This is a genomic window from Actinoplanes sp. L3-i22, from assembly GCF_019704555.1.
Classification (GTDB): domain Bacteria; phylum Actinomycetota; class Actinomycetes; order Mycobacteriales; family Micromonosporaceae; genus Actinoplanes.
On the sequence record NZ_AP024745.1, the window covers coordinates 6,160,151 to 6,174,896 of the forward strand.

Below are 14,746 nucleotides of genomic sequence, written 5' to 3' on the forward strand. Positions count from 1 at the left end.
CAACTCAATAGAAGAATGATGCGGTTACCGACTTAGGGTTGGCTAACCTTTGGAGACGCATGACCGCCATCTACCTCATCGGGCTGCGCGAAGGCCTGGAGATCAGCCTCGTGGTCTCGATCCTCGTGGCCTTTCTGGTCAAGAGTGATCGGCGTCCGCTGCTGCGCCTGGTCTGGGCCGGCGTCGCCGTCGCGGCGGTGCTCTCCATCGGATTCGCGATCCTGCTGCAGGTCGGGATCGCCGAGCTCAGCACGACCAACCAGGAGCTGTTCGAGGCGATCGCGTCCTTCGTGGCCGTGCTCTTCGTCACCTGGATGATCTTCTGGATGCGCCGGATGGCCCGCCACATCGGCACCGAGCTGCGCGGCCGGATGGAGGACGCGATCCAGGTCGGACCGGTCGCGGTCGCCGGGGTGGCCTTCCTCGCGGTGATCCGCGAGGGCCTGGAGACCTCGATCCTGTTCTACGCCGCGGCGCAGGGCGCCACCGACGCCAAGCCGCTGATCGGGATCTCGCTGGGCCTGCTCACCTCGATCGTGCTCGGCTGGCTGCTCTACCGCAGCGCGGTCCGGATCAACCTGTCCACGTTCTTCAAGTGGACCGGCGCGCTGCTGGTCCTGGTCGCCGCGGGCATCTTCAAGTACGGCGTGCACGACCTGCAGGAGTCCAACGTGCTGGGCGGCCTGGACAAGCTGGCCTTCGACGTGACCTCGAGCTTCCCGCCCACCGCGTGGTACGCCGAGCTGCTCCGCGGAATGATCAACTTCACCCCCGCGCCGACCGTCGCCGAGACGCTCGCCTGGGTCGCCTACGGGATTCCCGTCCTCGTTCTCTTCCTCTGGCCGGCCCGCAAGCCGGCGCCCACCCCCACCACCCCCGCCACCACGGCTTCCTAGGAGAACGATGCACACCGCACGACTGCTCACCGCCGGAGCGGCAGCCGCGCTGCTCTTGACCGCTTGTGCCGACAAGGCCACCGACGACAAGTCCGGCGACGCCGCGACCGGCAAGATCGCCGTCGCCGCCACCGACACCGAGTGCAAGGTGGAGCGGAGCACCTCCGCCGCGGGCACGGTCACGTTCGCGATCGCCAACAAGGGCTCGAAGATCAACGAGTTCTACGTCTACGCCACCGGCGACCGGATCATGGGCGAGATCGAGAACATCGCCCCCGGCCTGTCCCGCGAGCTCATCGTCGAGCTGCCGGCCGGCGCGTACGAGACCGCCTGCAAGCCCGGCATGATCGGCAAGGGCATCCGCAACGCGTTCCAGGTCTCCGGCTCCGCCGCGCCGCTCACCGAGGACGCCAAGCTCGCCCAGGCCACCGCGGACTACCAGCGCTACGTCAAGTCGCAGACCGCCGCGCTGATCGAGCAGACCACCGCGTTCGTCACCGCCGTCAAGGGTGGCGACATCGAGAAGGCCAAGGCGCTGTTCCCGATCGCACGCACCTACTGGGAGCGGATCGAGCCGGTCGCGGAGAGCTTCGGCGACCTCGACCCGAAGATCGACGCCCGCGACGGCGACCTGGAGCCCGGCGTCGAGTGGACCGGCTTCCACAAGATCGAGAAGGACCTCTGGGTCACCAAGGACGTCAGCAAGGACGGCAAGATCGCCGACCAGCTGCTCACCGACGTCCAGACGATCGTCACCAAGGCCGAGTCGGTCACGTTCTCCCCGGTCGAGCTCGCCAACGGCGCCAAGGGCCTGCTCGACGAGGTCGCCAGCGGCAAGATCACCGGCGAGGAGGACCGCTACTCGCACACCGACCTGTGGGACTTCGCCGCCAACATCGAGGGCTCGCAGGGCGCCATCCAGGCGCTCCGGCCGGCCCTCGAGGACCGCGACCCGGCCCTGGTCAAGACCCTCGACGAGAACTTCGCCAAGGTCGAGGCCGCGCTCGAGAAGCACCGCGCCGGCGACGGCTGGAAGCTGCACAACACGCTCACCCAGGCCGACCTGAAGGAACTTTCCGACGCCATCAACTCCCTTGCCGAGCCGATCAGCAAGGTCGCGGCGATCGTCGCCAAGAAGTAACAGCAGGACCGTCCGGGGGCGGGGCAGGCGCCTCGCCCCCGGTTCACCACTGAAGATCAAGATCTTTTTTGCCTACGTCCGCCGGGGTACAGATCGTCGCTCCCGCGGGGACCCTTCCGGGCTTCGCAAGGGCGCGGGGCGCCCAGAACACGAAACCCGCAAGGGCGACGTCCGTGGGTGGGCACGGTTCAAGGACAACCCCAAACCCGTAGAAGGGCTCGTGGCATGGAACGGCGCAAAATTCTCGGATTGGCCGGCGCGGGCGCGGCCGGTGTCGCAGCCGCCGGCGCCGGGGCGTTTGCCCTGACACATCACGACAACGCCTCGGCCGGCGCGTCCACGGACGCTGTCGACGCGGCCGGGTCGATCGCGTTCTACGGGGCCAAGCAGGCCGGGATCGTGACGCCGGCCCAGGACCGGCTGCACTTCTGCGCCTTCGACGTGATCACCGACGACAAGGCCGCGCTGATCGACATGCTGCAGGACTGGACGGCCGCCGCCGCCCGGATGACGCAGGGTCAGGACGCCGGCACGTTCGGCGCGGTCGGCGGCTCCCTGGAAGCGCCGCCGGACGACACCGGCGAGGCGCTCGGGCTGCCCGCCTCCGGCCTGACCCTGACGATCGGCTTCGGGCCGACGCTGTTCCGCACCGAGCAGGGCAAGGACCGCTTCGGCATCGCCGCGAAACGCCCGGCCGCCCTGGCCGACCTGCCGAAGTTCCCCCGGGACACGCTGGAGGCGGCGATCTCCGGCGGCGACATCGGCGTCCAGGCGTGCGCCCACGACCCGCAGGTCGCCGTGCACGCCATCCGCAACCTGGCCCGGATCGGCATGGGCAAGGTCAGCGTCCGCTGGTCCCAGCTCGGCTTCGGCCGCACCTCGTCGACGTCCCGCTCGCAGGCCACCCCGCGGAACCTGTTCGGCTTCAAGGACGGCACCCGCAACCTCAAGGCCGAGGACACCCCGCTGCTCGACGAGCACCTGTGGGCCCAGCCCGGCGACGGCCCGGACTGGATGACCGGCGGGTCCTACCTGGTCACCCGCAAGATCCGGATGCTGGTCGAGACCTGGGACCGCTCGCCGCTGGCCGAGCAGCAGACGATCATCGGCCGGGACAAGGGCGAGGGCGCCCCGCTGACCGGCAAACTGGAGCACGACGAGCCGGACTTCGCCGCCCGCGACGGCGAGGACCAGCCGGTCATCCCGGTCGACTCGCACCTGCGGCTGGCCCACCCGGACCAGAACGGCGGTGCCCGGCTGCTGCGCCGCGGCTACAACTTCGTCGACGGCTCGGACGGGCTGGGCCGCCTGAACGCCGGGCTGTTCTTCATGGCGTACCAGCGCAACCCGCACAAGCAGTTCGTCCCGGTGCAGAACACACTGGCCAAGACGGACGCGCTCAACGAGTACATCCGGCACGTCTCCAGCGGCCTGTTCGCCTGCCCGCCCGGCCTGCTCGCCGCCGACGACTACTGGGGCCGCACCCTGTTCGCCTGACCACCACCCGGCGCCCGCCGTCACCGCCCGCCCCGACCGCCCACTCCGCGCCCCGCCGTCGCTGCCCATCCTGACCGCCCACCCCGCGCCCAACGCCCTGACCGCGCGTCGCCGGCGCCGCCCGCCCGGACCATCCGCACCGCGCCCCGCCCGCCTTGCTCAGCCTCGGCCACCGGCGGCGCGGGCGGACCAGCGGGGCGACTCGGGCGGGGTGGTGGCGGTCAGTGCCAGGCGGCGGTCAGTGCCAGGCAGCGGTCATCAGCTGGATCAGGTCGAGGGTGGCCTCGCCGGTCCAGATCACCGAACTCAGCGCGACCAGGGCCGGCAGCAGCACGAACACGGCCGGGGCGACCGGCGGCTTCGGGCGCAGCAGCAGGGCGACCCGGCGGGGCACCACGCCGCCCGGGGCCGCCGCGTGCAGGGCGGCCGCGAACGGGCTGCCCGCTCCGGCCAGGGCCGCGACCCCGATGGCGTGCGCGAGCGTCCGGCGGCTGCCCAGGTTGGTGGCGGCGCGCTCGTCGGCGGCCCGCTCGATCAGGTAGTCGACGTGCTTGCCGACCCACCACAGCGCCGGGTGCGCGGCGACCGCCAGCTCGGCCGCGCGGGCCAGGCGGTGGTGACGCTCGGCCAGGTGCGCGTGCTCGTGGGCGAGCAGCGCCTCGAACTGCGGGTCGGTGAGCAGGCCGCGCATCCCGGTGGTGACCACGACGTGACCGGGATCGCCCGGGACCGCGAACGCCCGCGGCGCCTCGTCCGGGAGCATGACCAGGCCGCCCGGGCCGCCGACCGGCACCATCGCGAGGACCCGGCGCTGCCGCCGCCAGCGCCAGGTCACCGAGGCGAGGCCGCCGATCAGCAGGGCCAGGCTGAGCCACGGCACCCACTCGACGCCGGCCGTGTCGGCGGCGACCACCGAGGCCGACCAGCCGAACAGGCGCCCGACCGCGGGGACCTGGGCGAGCGCGTGCGCGGACAGGAGCAGCAGGTTGATCGTGCTGGTCACCGCGACGGTCACCGCCGACCAGGCGACCACCGCGGCGGCCCGGCCCGGGGCGAGCCGGTCGGCGAGCAGCCGCGCCACGATCACGGCCAGCGGCGGAACGATCACCACCGACCACAGAAAATGATCGAACATCTCCCCACCCTTCCCGCGTGCTCCTGCGATGCTCTCACTCCCCCGCCGCGATCGCGCATCGCACCTCGTAGGGTGATCATCCGTGACCGACGACGAACCCGCCGCGGGCAGAGGCCAGGACCACGACGAGCCGGCCGCCGACGCCACCCCGGACCGCAACGGGACGGCCACGGGTGCCGCCCCGGACCGCGCCGCCCCAGACCGTGCCGAGCCGACCGCGCCCAACGGCCAGAACCATGACAAGCCGGACGCGGCCGCACATCGTGCCGAGCCTTCCGCGGGCAGCGGCCCGGACAGTGACGGGCCGGCCCGCCCGGGGCCGGACGAGGTGGGTGGGTGCACGGTGACGGTGTGCCGGGACTGCTGCTGCGGGAGTGCGAGCAAGCACCCGGCCGTGGACCACGACGCCCAGATCGACCGGCTGCGGGCCAAACTCGGCCCGGGCCATCGGATCCGGACCAGCGACTGCCTGGACGTCTGCGCCCAGTCGAACGCGGTGGTCGTGCAGCCGGCGCCGCAGGCCCGCCGGGACGGGGCCCGGCCGGTGTGGTTCGGGCTGGTGCTCGACGACGTGGTCCTCGACGACATCGCCGGCTGGGTGGCGGCGGGCGGACCCGGACGCGCCGGCCTGTCCGACGCCCTGGAACTGTCCGTGATCACCCCGCCGGCCCAGCCCGGCGCGGCACCCGCGATCCCCGGCCGGCCGTGACGGCTGTTCCGGCGCGCTTGAACCGCCGTGAGCGCCAGCCGGGACCGCGAGCCGCGCCGCGACCTCACACCCAGCCGCGCCTCGCGCTACCGGCTGGCGCTCACGGCTCTTCCCGAGCCCGAAAACAACCCTCACCACCAGCCCGGACCGCAGGGCGCGGCTGGGGCTGGACCCGGCAACCCGCTCGCGTGGGTCCTTTGAAACCGCAACCACCCACGGACATCGCCCTGTAGGGCCTCGCGCTCTGGGCGCCCCGGCGCCCTTGCGAGGCCCGGAAGGGTCCCCGCGGGAGCGACGATCAGTTATCGGCCGCAGCATAGGCAAAAATGAAGTTGATCTTCCAAAGGGTGGATTCTCGATTTCACAGCATCGATCGATAGAGTCGTCCGGTGAGCAGACGGCGGCCCGGCCAGTTGGAGTCGGAGATCATGGCGGTGCTCGGCGAGTCCGGCGGCCCGATGACGCCGGGTGAGGTCCGCGACCGTCTGGATCCGTCCGGTGAGCTCTCCTACAGCACCGTCGTCACCACGCTGACCAGGCTGTACGAGAAGGGCTCAGCGTCGCGGCACCGGGCCGGGCGCGCGTTTCGCTACGGTGCGCCACACGGTCCGGCCGGCCTGGTCGCCGACCGGATGACCCGGCTGCTGTCGGACGAGGCCGATCGCGCGTCGGTGCTGCGCCGCTTCGTCGGGAACCTGGACGCGACGGACGAGCAGCTGCTGCGGGACCTGCTCAGCGAGTGACCGCCGGCAGGTGCCCGAAAGAGATCAGCGAGTGAGCTCGGGCGGCCGGGAGACCACCTCGACCGACGCGAACCACGACGTGACGCTGATCCGCACGACCGGCGTGCCGGGCACCCGGGGCACCGGCGCGAGCTTCATCTCCCGGGAGCTGAACGCGCTCAGCCCGGACAGGTCCACCTCGACGCCCTCCGGCACGATCACGGTCAGCTCACCGAAGGTGACGGTGCCGACGATCTCGATCACGTCCGCGCCGGTCAGCACCGCCCGCAGGTCGAACTCGGTGGAGCCGAAGACGGTGTGTGCGCGCACCGACCGGTCCCGCATCCGCCAGCGCCCGCGCCGGGTCGTCTGACTGAAAACGGTCACCACCCGGTCGACCGTGCCGGCGGAGCCGACGATCGGCTGCGCGGCCAGGCCCTCGGTGGTGCGGGCCAGGTCGGTGTCGGTCTCGGCGGCCCAGACGGCGCCGACCCGGACGCTGAACTCCTCCAGCGTCAGGCGGCCCTCGCCGCACGCGCGCTGCAGAAGCTCGGCCACTCGTTCACGGTCGCCGTCGGAGATCGGCGCCGGCACAGGAAGTCCCACGGCGCAGACCCTACCGCCGGTCCCCTTGACGCGGTGTCCGGGAGGAACTGACAAACTTGCAGGATCATGACGCTGACCGATCGCCTTCCCGGAACCCCTGAACCCGACGCCGTCTTCGAAGCCTTCCAGGCCTGGGTGGCGGAGCAGGGCATCGTCCTGTACCCGCATCAGGAGGAGGCGCTGATCGAGATCGCGACCGGCTCCAACGTCATCCTGAACACCCCGACCGGCTCGGGGAAGAGCCTGGTCGCCGCCGGCGCGCACTTCGCCGCGCTGGCCGAGGGCCGCACCACCTTCTACACCGCGCCGATCAAGGCGCTGGTCAGCGAGAAGTTCTTCGCGCTCTGCGAGATCTTCGGCGCGCACAACGTCGGCATGCTGACCGGGGACGCCAGCGTCAACGCGGATGCCCCGATCATCTGCTGCACCGCGGAGATCCTGGCGAACCTGGCGCTGCGCGAGGGCGCCGACGCCGACGTCGGCCAGGTGGTGATGGACGAGTTCCACTTCTACGCCGAGCCGGACCGCGGCTGGGCCTGGCAGGTGCCGCTGATCGAGCTGCCGCAGGCCCAGTTCCTGCTGATGTCGGCGACGCTCGGCGACACCACCCGGTTCGTCGACGACCTGAGCCGGCGCACCGGCCGGTCGACGTCGGTGGTCAGCAACACCGAGCGCCCGGTCCCGCTGCTGTTCGAGTACGCGATGACCCCGCTGCACGAGACGATCGAGGAGCTGCTCAACACCAAGCAGGCGCCGGTCTACATCGTGCACTTCACCCAGGCCGCCGCCCTGGAACGCGCCCAGTCGCTGATGAGTATCAACATGAGCTCCAAGGCCGAGAAGGAGGCGATCGCCGCCGCGATCGGCAGCTTCCGGTTCACCGCCGGCTTCGGGCGCACGCTGACCCGCCTGGTCCGGCACGGTATCGGCGTGCACCACGCCGGCATGCTGCCGAAGTACCGGCGGCTGGTCGAGACGCTCGCCCAGGCCGGCCTGCTCAAGGTGATCTGCGGGACGGACACCCTCGGCGTCGGCATCAACGTGCCGATCCGCACGGTGCTGTTCACCGGCCTGTCGAAGTACGACGGGGTGAAGACCCGGCTGCTCAAGGCGCGCGAGTTCCACCAGATCGCGGGCCGGGCCGGCCGGGCCGGGTTCGACACCCTGGGCACCGTGATCGTGCAGGCCCCGGACCACGTGATCGACAACGAGCGGGCCCTGGCCAAGGCCGGCGACGACCCGAAGAAGCGGCGCAAGGTGGTCCGGAAGAAGCCGCCGGAGGGGCAGATCGGCTACAGCCGGCCCACCTTCGACCGGCTGGTCGAGGCCGACCCCGAGCCGCTCACCTCGTCGTTCCAGGTCTCGCACGCCATGCTGCTGAACGTGCTGGCCCGCGAGGGCGACCCGTACCAGGCGATGAAGCACCTGCTCACCGACAACCACGAGGACCGGCCCCGGCAGCTCAAGCACATCCGCCGGGCGGTCGCGATCGCCCGCGCGCTGGTCGCCGGCGGCGTCATCGAGCGCACCGGGGACGGCCTCTACAAGCTGGTCGACGATCTGCAGCTGGACTTCGCGCTGAACCAGGCGCTGTCGCCGTTCGCGCTGGCCTGCCTGGAGCTGCTCGACAAGGAGTCCCCGGAGTACCCGCTGGACGTCGTCTCGGTGATCGAGGCGACCCTGGAGGACCCGCGGCAGGTGCTCTCCGCGCAGCGGCAGAAGGCCCGCGGCGAGGCCGTCAACCAGATGAAGTCCGACGGCATCGAGTACGAGGAGCGGATGACGCTGCTCGAGGACGTGACCTGGCCGCGGCCGCTGCTGGAGCTGCTCGAGGGGGCGTACGAGACGTACCGGCGGGGTCACCCGTACGTCGCCGACTACGAGATCAAGCCGAAGTCCGTGGTCCGCGACATGTACGAGCGGGCCATGACGTTCACCGAGTACGTGTCGTTCTACGGCCTGTCCCGCTCCGAGGGCCTGGTCCTGCGCTACCTGGCCGACGCGTTCCGGGCGCTGCGGCAGACGGTGCCGGAGGACGCCCGTACGGAGGAGTTGGGTGACCTGATCGAGTGGCTCGGCGAGCTGGTCCGGCAGGTCGACTCCAGCCTGCTCGACGAGTGGGAGCGGCTGCGCAACCCGGGCGCCGTCATCGAGGAGGTCCGCATCGACGACAAGCCGCCGGCGGTCACCCGCAACGTGCGCGCGTTCAAGGTGCTGGTCCGCAACGCCATGTTCCGCCGGGTCGAGCTGGCCGCGATGAGCCGCTACCAGGAGCTGGGCGAGCTGGACGCGGAGTCCGGCTGGACCGCGGACCGCTGGCGCACGGCGATCGACGAGTACTTCGACGAGTACGACTCGCTGGGCACCGGCGGGTCGGCCCGCGGCCCGCAGCTGATCCAGATCGAGCAGGGCACCACGGTCTGGACGGTCCGGCAGGTCTTCGAGGACCCGAACGGCGACCACGACTGGGGCATCGACGCCACGATCGACCTGGCCGAGTCCGACGAGCTGGGCGGCGCCGCCATCACGGTCGTGGCGGTCGGCCCGCACTAGGTTCCGCGGTACGGGCATGTACCACTACCGGCACATGCCCGTCCTACCGTCGTGGGCATGACGCCACGACCCACCGCCGACCCGACCATCGGCGACCGGATCCGGGACCGCCGCCTGCGGCGGGGCTGGAGCATCCGGCACGCCGCCAGCCGCGCCGGCGTCTCGCACGCCACCTGGAGCCGGATCGAGCGGGGGCTGCAGGCCGCCGACAACCGGTTCATGCTCGCCGACCTGGCCGGTGCGCTGGACTGCTCGCCGGCCGAGCTGGCCGGGACCGCGGTGCCGGCCGGGGACCGGGAGGCGGTCGCGGCACACGCCGCGGTCCACGGGATCCGGCAGGCCCTGGTCGAGCTGGACCTGTCCGCCGACCCGGCCGCGCCGCACACCTCATCCGCGCCCGATTTGTCCACTCCAGCCGAGGCCCCAATGGCCGAGCTAACGCGGAAAGTCGCGATCATCGACTCGCTGCGGCAGGGCTGCGACTATGCGGGCGCGGGCCGGCTCCTCCCGGAGGTGCTGCGCGGCCTGCACCTCGCCGTGGCCGGTGAAGACGGCGGCCAGGCGTTGCGGCTGCTCTGCGACGCCACCTTCATCGCCTCCTCGGTGCTGCGCAATCTCGGCCATCCGGCCGAGTCCTGGCTGGGCGCGGAGCGCTGCAAGGACGCGGCCGATGCCGCTCAAGACCCGATTCTGCAGGGGTACGCGGCCTACGCGCGCGCCAGCGCGGCCAGCGCCTGCGGCTCCTACGAGCGCGCCTACGCCCTGGCCGCCCGGGCGGTCGACGCGCTCACCCCGTACCTCGGGCGGCCCGGCGGCCCGGAGATGACCGGCTCGCTGCAGCTGATCTGCGCCTACGCGAGCCGGGGCGGCAAACGCCCGGACGACAGCCGGGCCTGGTCCGCCGAGGCCGCCGCGCTGGCCGCCCGGACCGGCGAGACCACGACGCTGGGCCTGTTCTTCGGCCCCACGAACGTCAGGATCTGGCGGATCGGCATCGAGGCCGACGGCGACGACGCCGCGCTGGCCGCCACGATCGCCCGGGACACCGACCCGGCGGTCCTCCCGGTCGGCTTCCGCCAGGTGTTCTTCTACGCGGACACCGCCCGCGCGCTCGCCCGGCTGCGCAACCGGGACCGGGAGGCGATCCGCTTCCTGCTCACCGCGGAGCGGGTGGCGCCCCAGCACGTCCACACGTCGTCGCTGGTCCAGGAGACCGCGCGAGCCCTGCTGGACCGCTCCCGCCGGATGGCCGGCGGCACCGAGCTGCGAGCCCTCTGCGAACGCCTCCAGATCGGCTGACCGCCCGCGCGCCAACCGGCACCCGGCCCACCGACGGCGAGTCCTGGGAAGTCCGGGATTCAGGCGCCCAGCCAGGCGGTGAGGCGTTCGGGCAGGCCCGTGGTGGATCCGTCGGTGGCGGCCCAGGCGACGTAGCCGTCCGGACGTACGAAAATCGCTGTCAGGTTTTGATCGTCGGTCTTGGCGGTGTGGACGGTGAGGCGGTCGGCGTGGCCGGTGGCGGCGGCGCGCAGGGCCGGGTCGCCGGTCAGGTCGAGCAGCAGGGCGCGGCCGGTGTGCAGGTGGTCGGCCGGGCGGGTGCCGTCGTCGAGGAGCAGGTCGGGAGCGCTGCGGCCGATCAGCGGGTGGTCGCCGGGCAGGTCGTAGCCCTGCCGGACGCCGGAGATGCGGGTGGCGAAGTACGTCGTGCCGTCCACGGTCGACGCCAGGTCGCCGAGGACCGCGCGCAACGCCCGGGCGTGCCGGTCCGGCCGCATGATCGCGATCTGGGCGCGGGTCCAGTCCAGCACCCACGCGCCGATCGGGTGCCGCTCCGCGGTGTACGTGTCCAGCAGGCCGGGCGGCGCCCAGCCGCGGACCGTCGCGCCCAGCTTCCAGCCGAGGTTCATCGCGTCGCCGAGTCCGAGATTGATCCCCTGCCCGCCGAACGGCGAGTGCACGTGCGCGGCGTCCCCGGCGAGCAGCACCCGCCCGCTGCGGTAGTCGGTGACCTGGCGCGCGTTGTCGGTGAACCGGGTGACCGAGCTGATCCCGGTCACCGTCACGCCGACGCCGGTCACCCTGCGGATCGCCCCCTCCAGCTCGGCGGGCGTCACCGGGCTGGTGCGGTCGGCCGGCGCCCCCTCGAACTCGGCGACCAGGATGCGCCCGGGGAACGGGCCGAACGCGTACGCCCCGGTGTCGGTGATGTTCCAGGAGGGCCGCAGGCCCTCGGTGTTCTCCATGTCGGCGATGGCCTGGTACGCGGTGATCTCCGGCGGGGTGCCGGGGAAGTCGAAGCCGGCGAGCTTGCGCACCAGGCTGCGCCCGCCGTCGCAGCCGACCAGCCAGCCGGCCTCGATCGGGCCCCGGTCGGTGGTGACGGTGACCGACGACGCGTCCTGGGTGAAGCCGGTCATGGTGACCCCGCGCCGCACGTCGGCGCCCAGCTCCCGGGCCCGGTCCTCGAGGATCGCCTCGAGCTGCTGCTGTGTGACCATACCGAGGGCGACGAACCGGGCGCTGCCGGCGATCTCCGGGTCGGTGGTGTCGAGCAGCTCGGAGTCGAGCATCATCGCGCCGAAGTGGCCGAGGAACCGGGGCCGCGGCGCGTCCGGCCGGCGACCGGCGAAACCGAACCGGGCCAGGGTCTCGTCGCGCGCCTTCGTCAGCGCCGGGGCCAGGCCGCGCCGGTCGAGGGCCTCGATGCCGGGCACCGTGACGAAGCCGGCCTTGATCGTCGGGTCGATCTCGGTGTTGCGTTCCAGGACCACCACGCCGGCCCCGGCCAGGCGCAGCTCGCAGGCGAGCATCAGGCCCACCGGGCCGGCTCCGGCCACCACCACGTCAGTCATCGTCCCCCGCCTTCCGGACCACGAAAGTACTGTCACCCGAAAAGTACTGCCGCTGTAAAGTTCTGGCAAGTAAACTTTTCCGGTGACCGAAATGGGACTGCGGGAGCGCAAGAAGCGCCAGACCCGGGAGCTGATCTCCGGCATCGCCACCATGCTGTTCGGGCAGCGCGGCTTCGACGCGGTGACGGTGGCCGAGGTGGCCGAGGCGGCCGGCGTCTCGCAGAAGACCGTGTTCAACTACTTCCCGCGCAAGGAGGACCTGTTCCTCGACCGCCTGCCGGACCTGATCGACCTGGTCACGCGCGCGGTCCGGGGCCGGCCCGAGGGCGCCACGGTGCTGGCCGCGGTCCGCGGCGTGGTCCTCGACCTGCTCCGCGAGGGGCATCCGCTGAGCGCCTACCCGGAGCCGACGCACGTCGCGTTCTACCGGGTCGTGGTCGGCTCGCCGGCGCTGCAGGCCCGGGCCCGCGAGTTCGTCCAGGAACTCGAGGACCTGCTGACCACGATGTACGCGGAGGCCCCGGCCCCGGGCGCGTCGGCGGGTTTCGCCGCGGCGGTCACCGTGGCCGCCTACCGCTCGGTCTACTTCTCGACGGCCGCGCGCCTGCTGGCCGGCGAGCACTTCATGGACGTCCGGGAGGGGCTCGCCGGCGAGTACACCCGGGCGTTCGACGCGGCCGAGCGGGCGATCAGCTGACCACCGCCAGGTTGCCCAGCCCGCCGGTCGCGATGATGTCCAGGCCGGCCGCGTCGTCCAGGTCGCCGGAGCGCAGCGTGGCGCCCGCGCCGACCCCGCCGGAGTGCTGTCCGTAGAGGACGACGTCCCCGGCGCCGCTACCGATCGCGACCTTGACCGGCACCTGCTTGGCGGTCCGGATCCGCCAGGTGCTCACCCCGCCGCCCATCCGGATCGGCAGCGTTCTGCCGAGCCGGCCGAGGGTGATGTCGATCCGCTCGGCGCCGCCCTCCAGGTTGATCCGGCTGACCGTGCCGGCGCCCAGGTCCAGGGTGACCGACCGGCTGCCGGCGCCGGTCCGCAGCTGCCAGACCCGGGCGTCGCTGAGCCGCACCTCGACCGGGTCGTTCCCGGCGTTCGCCTTACCGCTCAGGCGCAGCACCCCGCCGGTGAACACGCCGTCGGCCGGCCCGCTGACGGTGAAGTCCCGCCCGTCCAGGTCGGCGGTCCGCACGACCAGGTCGGTGACGCCGGTGAGCAGCTCGAAGCCGCCCTGCAGCGGGGCCGCCTCGGTGGGCGGCGAACTGGCCCGGACCGGTGTGGTGGTCAGGACCGAGGACGGCGCCGGCGGCGGGCTCGGTTCGAGCGGGATCACCACCTGCGTCGACTCGGCCGGGACGATCGGGGCCGGCAGCGCGCCGATCCGCCGGATGTCCGAGTTCGCGAGGGGCCGGGCCAGCACCACCGAGCCGCCGATCACGGCCAGCGCCAGGGTCCCGGCCAGCAGGACCGGCCGCCGGCGCCACCGCCGGGCGGGCGGCTCGCCGGGCGGGCCGGACTCCGGGGCGCCGGGCACGAACGCCCGCCAGCCCAGGGCCCGCTGCCGGTGCGGGGCGTCCGGCCAGTAGTCCGCGATGTTCGGCAGGACGACCTCCGGCGGCTCCGGGGCGGGCCGTCTCGGCGGGGTGTCCAGATATCTGGCGATCCGCAGGCGGGTCTCGTCCGGGTCGGACCGCTCCACAAACGTCTCCTCGGCCGCGCATCGAAATGATCCGTCGAGGACGGTACCGTTTCGTTGACGCGCGGCCAACAGGGATCACCCGGTGGCGCGGACCCGTCCCACGATCGCGTTGAAAGCGACATCCTCGATCGAGGGCCGCGGCTGCGACGCGTCCTGCGGCCACCAGCGGGACACCGACTGCACGCCCGGCTCCAGCAGGTCCAGCCGGTGGAACAGTTTGCTCAGCTGCTCGCCGGTGCGGGCGCGGAACCGGCCGTCCGCGTTCGCCGCCTCCAGCTGCTCGATCGCGGCGGCCGGAAGGTACTCCCAGGTGGAGTGCGAGGCGATCACGAAGCTGCCCGGCGGCAGCGCGTCCAGAATGGTGTCGACCACGCCCTGCGGGTCCTCGTCGTCGCGGATGAAGTGCAGCACCGCGACCAGCATCACCCCGATCGGCCGGGTCCAGTCCAGCGTCGAGCGGACCTCCGGGTCGTCCAGGATGGTCCGCGGCTCGCGCAGGTCGGCGTCGATGTACGCGGTCACCCCCTCCGGCGTGCTGGTCAGCAGCGCCCGGGCGTGGGTGAGCACGATCGGGTCGTTGTCGACGTAGACGATCCGGGCCGCCGCGTCGATCCGCTGCGCGACCTGGTGCGTGTTGTCCGCGGTCGGGATGCCGGTGCCGATGTCCAGGAACTGCCGGATGCCCTGCTCGGCCAGGAACTTCACGGCCCGCTGCAGGAAGTACCGGTTCTCCATGGCGGCCAGCCGGATGGTCGGCATGCCCTTCTCGATCGCGTCGGCCGAGGCCCGGTCGGCGGCGAAGTTGTCCTTCCCGCCGAGCAGGTAGTTGTAGCGGCGGGCCGGATGCGCCACGGTCGTGTCGATCCGGTCCAGTGCGTTTCGCCGGTCAGCCACCGACGCCTCCTCAAGCCGAGCCGAAGATCCGCACGCATCGTAAT

General features: G+C 72.2%; 13 protein-coding genes. 8 read left to right on the forward strand and 5 right to left on the reverse strand.

Annotated elements, in window-relative coordinates; genetic code table 11:
* Positions 1-59 precede the first annotated feature (59 nt).
* From efeU to efeB, 3 genes are all read left to right on the forward strand, one after another.
* The gene (gene efeU / locus L3i22_RS27735; protein WP_221320472.1) at positions 60-896 is read left to right on the forward strand and encodes an iron uptake transporter permease EfeU; all 837 of its coding nucleotides are present in this window, start codon (positions 60-62) and stop codon (positions 894-896) included.
* Positions 897-903: 7 nt separating this feature from the next.
* Positions 904-2,037, forward strand: a complete 1,134-nt coding sequence (gene efeO, locus L3i22_RS27740; RefSeq protein WP_221320473.1) for an iron uptake system protein EfeO — start codon at positions 904-906, stop codon at positions 2,035-2,037.
* Between the two features lie 225 nt (positions 2,038-2,262).
* Complete coding sequence (gene efeB, locus L3i22_RS27745) at positions 2,263-3,534, forward strand: iron uptake transporter deferrochelatase/peroxidase subunit (protein WP_221320474.1); 1,272 nt, start codon at positions 2,263-2,265, stop codon at positions 3,532-3,534.
* A gap of 238 nt (positions 3,535-3,772) precedes the next feature.
* Here efeB and L3i22_RS27750 read toward each other — a convergent pair whose 3' ends face one another.
* Positions 3,773-4,669, reverse strand: a complete 897-nt coding sequence (locus tag L3i22_RS27750) for a M56 family metallopeptidase (protein ID WP_221320475.1) — start codon at positions 4,667-4,669, stop codon at positions 3,773-3,775.
* A 343-nt stretch (positions 4,670-5,012) separates the two neighbouring features.
* Between L3i22_RS27750 and L3i22_RS54650 the strand changes: the two genes are divergently transcribed.
* Positions 5,013-5,378: a hypothetical protein gene (locus L3i22_RS54650; RefSeq protein WP_221330185.1), complete on the forward strand. Its 366-nt coding sequence runs from the start codon at positions 5,013-5,015 to the stop codon at positions 5,376-5,378.
* A gap of 389 nt (positions 5,379-5,767) precedes the next feature.
* Positions 5,768-6,121 carry a BlaI/MecI/CopY family transcriptional regulator gene (locus L3i22_RS27760; RefSeq protein ID WP_255657177.1) on the forward strand — a complete coding sequence of 118 codons (354 nt, stop codon included), beginning with the start codon at positions 5,768-5,770 and terminating at the stop codon, positions 6,119-6,121.
* 24 nt (positions 6,122-6,145) lie between these two features.
* Here L3i22_RS27760 and L3i22_RS27765 read toward each other — a convergent pair whose 3' ends face one another.
* Complete coding sequence (locus L3i22_RS27765) at positions 6,146-6,706, reverse strand: DUF1707 domain-containing protein (RefSeq protein WP_255657178.1); 561 nt, start codon at positions 6,704-6,706, stop codon at positions 6,146-6,148.
* 66 nt (positions 6,707-6,772) lie between these two features.
* On the opposite strand from L3i22_RS27765, the gene L3i22_RS27770 reads away from it, so the two are divergent.
* Positions 6,773-9,259 (forward strand): RNA helicase, encoded by a 2,487-nt coding sequence (locus tag L3i22_RS27770; protein ID WP_221320476.1) that lies wholly within the window; start codon positions 6,773-6,775, stop codon positions 9,257-9,259.
* A gap of 57 nt (positions 9,260-9,316) precedes the next feature.
* Positions 9,317-10,558, forward strand: coding sequence for a helix-turn-helix domain-containing protein (locus L3i22_RS27775; RefSeq protein WP_221320477.1), 1,242 nt, complete (start codon positions 9,317-9,319; stop codon positions 10,556-10,558).
* Positions 10,559-10,617: 59 nt separating this feature from the next.
* On the opposite strand, the gene L3i22_RS27780 is transcribed toward L3i22_RS27775, so the two are convergent.
* Complete coding sequence (locus L3i22_RS27780) at positions 10,618-12,111, reverse strand: FAD-dependent monooxygenase (protein ID WP_221320478.1); 1,494 nt, start codon at positions 12,109-12,111, stop codon at positions 10,618-10,620.
* Positions 12,112-12,202: 91 nt separating this feature from the next.
* Here L3i22_RS27780 and L3i22_RS27785 point away from each other — a divergent pair, with 91 nt between their 5' ends.
* Positions 12,203-12,808 carry a TetR/AcrR family transcriptional regulator gene (locus L3i22_RS27785; protein WP_255658720.1) on the forward strand — a complete coding sequence of 202 codons (606 nt, stop codon included), beginning with the start codon at positions 12,203-12,205 and terminating at the stop codon, positions 12,806-12,808.
* Here the strand turns inward: L3i22_RS27785 and L3i22_RS27790 are convergent.
* Both L3i22_RS27790 and L3i22_RS27795 read right to left on the reverse strand, forming a co-directional pair.
* Positions 12,801-13,808 (reverse strand): hypothetical protein, encoded by a 1,008-nt coding sequence (locus L3i22_RS27790; RefSeq protein WP_221320480.1) that lies wholly within the window; start codon positions 13,806-13,808, stop codon positions 12,801-12,803. The two genes, L3i22_RS27785 and L3i22_RS27790, sit on opposite strands and share 8 nt — an antisense overlap.
* A gap of 75 nt (positions 13,809-13,883) precedes the next feature.
* A complete protein-coding gene (locus L3i22_RS27795) occupies positions 13,884-14,702 on the reverse strand; it encodes an SAM-dependent methyltransferase (RefSeq protein WP_221320481.1) in 819 nt (272 codons plus the stop codon).
* Between the last annotated feature and the right edge of the window lie 44 nt (positions 14,703-14,746).

Coding starts and splice junctions, on each gene's coding strand:
- L3i22_RS27750 (WP_221320475.1), bottom strand. CDS start 4,669: ATGTTCGATCATTTTCTGTGGTCGGTGGTGATCGTTCCGCCGCTGGCC.
- efeO (WP_221320473.1), top strand. CDS start 904: ATGCACACCGCACGACTGCTCACCGCCGGAGCGGCAGCCGCGCTGCTC.
- L3i22_RS27780 (WP_221320478.1), bottom strand. CDS start 12,111: ATGACTGACGTGGTGGTGGCCGGAGCCGGCCCGGTGGGCCTGATGCTC.
- L3i22_RS27775 (WP_221320477.1), top strand. CDS start 9,317: ATGACGCCACGACCCACCGCCGACCCGACCATCGGCGACCGGATCCGG.
- efeU (WP_221320472.1), top strand. CDS start 60: ATGACCGCCATCTACCTCATCGGGCTGCGCGAAGGCCTGGAGATCAGC.
- efeB (WP_221320474.1), top strand. CDS start 2,263: ATGGAACGGCGCAAAATTCTCGGATTGGCCGGCGCGGGCGCGGCCGGT.
- L3i22_RS27770 (WP_221320476.1), top strand. CDS start 6,773: ATGACGCTGACCGATCGCCTTCCCGGAACCCCTGAACCCGACGCCGTC.
- L3i22_RS27785 (WP_255658720.1), top strand. CDS start 12,203: ATGGGACTGCGGGAGCGCAAGAAGCGCCAGACCCGGGAGCTGATCTCC.